General features: G+C 69.2%; 2 protein-coding genes. One reads left to right on the forward strand and one right to left on the reverse strand.

Features of this window, described 5'->3' with window-relative positions:
* Nucleotides 1-253: 253 nt before the first annotated feature.
* Nucleotides 254-3,169 (reverse strand): glycoside hydrolase family 48 protein, encoded by a 2,916-nt coding sequence (locus tag V7E45_RS39175; protein WP_333779060.1) that lies wholly within the window; start codon nucleotides 3,167-3,169, stop codon nucleotides 254-256.
* Nucleotides 3,170-3,436: 267 nt separating this feature from the next.
* Between V7E45_RS39175 and V7E45_RS39180 the strand changes: the two genes are divergently transcribed.
* The coding region (locus tag V7E45_RS39180; RefSeq protein WP_333779061.1) for a cellulose-binding domain-containing protein at nucleotides 3,437-3,874 on the forward strand (438 nt) is incomplete at its 3' end.

A 3,874-nucleotide genomic window follows, 5' to 3' on the forward strand; every position in this document is an offset into this window, starting at 1 on the left:
TCCCTGTGGAGGGGGTCCGCCCCGACCCCGTCTTCCAACTGCGCGCCTTCGCCAAGCCGGCCCTCTGACACCGAACTGCCAGTAGTCCACGGCAAGTCACCGCGGACCGCCGAGGAACGACCGGACCCGCGTGCGGACCGACCGGACGCGCGTGCGGGCCGGGCGGACCCCCTCCACAGGGAGGGGAACCGCCCGGCCCGGTGGGCCCCGTCGCCCTGTGACGGGGCCCGGTACACGGAGCGCCGGCGGGGGCTTATTCGAGGAGCTCCGCGTACGAGCCCATGGCCAGGGCGATGTCCGCCTCGGCCCAGAACCGGTGGTACGTGAACACGGGCGCGGCACCGCCCTTGAGGTAGGCCTCGATCTTCGACCAGGCCGGGTCGTTCTTGTAGAAGGACCGGATCGAGGAGAACGTCGAGGACGAGTCGACCGTGTCCCCGTTCGGCATCTTCCCGCTCCAGCCGCTCGGCACGTACACACGGTCGCCGAACCTGCTGTAGTCGCTGCGCGTCTCGGGCGCGGCGATGCCGAGGCTGTCCGAGTAGTTGCCCCACATGCCGTCCAGCAGCGCCTTCGCCGTGGACTTCGCCGTCGCGTCACCGGACCGGGCGGCGTAGTACGTCAGCGTCTTGGCGTACGCGGCCGCCACACCGACGTCGTTCGTGTAGTCGGCGACGGCCACGTGCAGTTGGCTGTTGCTGCCGGGACCGGCGGCGTTCCAGGTGTCGGGCCGGCCCGACCACTGCAGGGTGGAGGGGATCCGGTAGGTGCCGTCCGGGTTGACGGTGGTCTTGGACAGCGCCCACTTCACCCACTTGTCCAGGACCGTCTTGGCGGTGGCGCTCCCGGTCTGCTGGTAGTACTCGGCGACCCGTTCCATCGACCAGGCCTGGAAACCGAACCACTGGTTGGACGGCGGGTCGTGGTAGACGGGCTCCCAGTCGTAGTACATGCCGTAGAAGGTCGGCGTACCGGCCGGCGGGGTCGCGTACCTGCCCTGCCAGCTGTTGGTGGCGCCGCCCGCGATCGCGCCCTCGGACGACTGGAGCCACTGGTAGAACTCCAGCTGCCGCTGCAGCGACTTGCCCCAGTCGCTCGCGCCGGAGGCCGACTTGGGCTTCAGGTCGGCGTCGGAGCTGAGGGCGTAGGCGGCCAGGGGGTTCTGGTAGCCGCCGTGGACGTGGCTGGAGCCGATCCGCCAGGACCAGCCGGCGCTGGTGTCGCTGGCGCCGCCCCAGGCGTAGTACCAGGACAGCAGGTAGTGCGAGGCGTCCTTGCCGGTGCCGGCGGCACAGGACGAGGGTCCGACACAGTTGCCGATCTTCTTGAAGTACTTGTCGTACATCGCATACCGCAGGTAGTCGCCCATCTTGGCCGCCTTGGCGACCGTCGCCGACACGTCACCGCTCTTGCCCTGCGCCTTCGCCCAGACGTCCGCCCAGTAGGCGGCCTGCACCGCCCGCGCGTCCGCGTCCGGGGCGTCCGTGTACTTCCACTGCTTCGCGTAGGAGGAGTCGCCGGTGAACAGGTCCAGGTAGCCGTTGGTGCCGCCGTACTTGAAGGCGTCGCAGGTCGGCTGCGGGACGGTCTCCCACACCGACTCCTGCGGGCCGCGCTGGAAGGTGTTGATGTACGACGGTCCGGTGGCCGTGGGCCCCGCCTCGCACTTGCCGGGCTCGTCGCCGTAGCCGTAGACGTTGTCCACGTCCTGGATCCAGTGCATACCGTAGACGTCGTCCGTGCCGTAGGCGGTCTTCAGTTCACCGGCGATCGGATCCGGTCCCACCGACACCGAGGTGTCCAGCTTCGCCGGGTACTCGTTCGGCGTGTCCAGCTCGGGCGCGTACGTCGCCGGTTTCGAGGCGTTGTAGAAGGAGGTCGTCGGCTGGTCGGCGTGGGTGGGGATCATGTACTTCTCCATGAGGTCCCACGCGCCGTTGAACTTCGACCAGTCCCCGGTGACCTTGCCGTACATCGCCTGCAGCCACAGCAGGTAGCTGTACGCCTCCGAGGTGGTCTCGTGACCGTAGTCCGGGGCCTCGACGATCAGCGTCTCCACCGAGTGGTACGGGATGCCCTCGGGGGAGAAGTAGCCGTTCGCCGGGTTGGTGATCTTCCCGTACAGGTCCAGGAAGCGGGCGTCGTACGCCTTCGACGCGGCCAGCTCCGTGACCGTGACCGTGGCCTTGGCGTACCCGGTCGCCGCGGCCGTGAAGGTGGCGGCGCCGGTGCCCGAGGAGTCCGCCGTGACGGTCACCGTCTGCGCCGTGTCCCACGTGGACGGCGTGAAGGTCAGCGACGAGCCGCCGGTGACCGAAAGCCCCGTGTTGCCGTCCGTACGGGTCACGCCCACCGTCACGTTCGCGCTCGGCCGCGTCGACAGTTTCACCGAGAACGTGCCCGACTTGCCCTGCTGGACGCCCAGTTGGGACGGGGACGCCACGACCGCCGGCCCCGAGGCCACCGTGATGCCGACCGGCGCCGACTCCGCCGAGGCACCGAGAGAGTCGTACGCCTTCGCCACCAGGGAATGACTGCCCACGGTCAAACCTGAGGCGGAGAGCGTGTACGGGGCGCTCGTGTCGGTGCCCAGCAGCGTGGTGTCGTCGTAGAACTCCACCTTGCTCACCGTCGCGTTGTCGGCCGCCGCCGCGGTCGCGGCCAGCGGCACCGCGTCCCCTTGCGTGTACACCGCGCCCGCGGCGGGACTGGTCAGCACGGCGACCGGCGGCTGGTGCGCGCCGGCGCAGGTGGTGCCGTTGACCGCGAAGGACGCGGGGGCGGTGTTGGTGCCGCTGTAGCCGAACTGCGCACCGGTGGAGACCGCGGCACCGGCGGCGATCGTGCCGTTGTACGAGGCGTTCTTGACGGTGACCGTCTGGCCGGACTGGGACCAGGTGCCGTTCCAGCCGTTGGACAGCTTCTGGTTGCCCGAATAGCCGTACGTCAGCGTCCAGCCGTCGATCGCGGCCGTGCCTCGGTTGGTGATCGTGAGGTCGGCCGTGAAGCCGGAACCCCAGTCGTTGGTCTTGTAGTCGACACTGCACTGCACGCCCGCCGCGTGCGCCGCGGTCGTACCGGTGGCGAGCGTCGTCAGGGGCAGGGCCAGCGCCGCCAGCGCGGCGGTCCACCACCGCCGCGCGGCTCTGCGTCTGCGTCCGGGATCCATGTGCTGGTTCCTCCTTGCGGCTAGCGACTTGCGGCACGGGAGAGGTCAAGGCTTGAACCAGTGGGAGCGCTCCCATAGTGGGGACGGCGCAGGGAACGGTCAAGGTGCTTGAAGAGTCGAAATGATTCGACGGTCGACGCCACGGAAAAGTCGGACGGCGCCTCTGGGCAACTGGACCGCTTGCCGCTACCTTCCTTCGCACCAGTGGGAGCGGTTCCATTCAGTCGACGCGTCCGTCACGGCGCGCCAAGCTGCAAGGAGTCGCTCATGCGACACCCCCCGCGTTCAGTGCTTTTAGCCACCGCCGGTGCGTTCGCGCTCGTCTCGGGCGCGGTCGTCCCGGTGGTCACGGCCGAAGGAGCCACACCCGCCTGCACGGTGGAGTACGCCGTCACCGGCCAGTGGGACAACGGCTTCCAGGGCTCCGTCAAGATCACCAACAACCAGGCCGCCCTCAACGGCTGGAAGCTCACCTTCGACTTCGCCGGAGGCCAGAAGGTCACCCAGGGCTGGAACGCCAAGTGGTCCCAGTCCGGCACTACCGTGACCGCCGGCAACGAGAGCTGGAACGGCTCCCTCGGCACCGGCGCGAGCACCAGCGCCGGCTTCCTCGCCTCCTGGTCCGGCGCCAACGCCGTACCGACCGCGTTCAAGCTCAACGGCACGCCCTGCAACGCCGACACCGACCCGACCACACCCCCGCCC

Origin of the sequence: Streptomyces sp. IBSBF 3136 (assembly GCF_036815105.1) — a bacterium.
GTDB lineage: Bacteria > Actinomycetota > Actinomycetes > Streptomycetales > Streptomycetaceae > Streptomyces.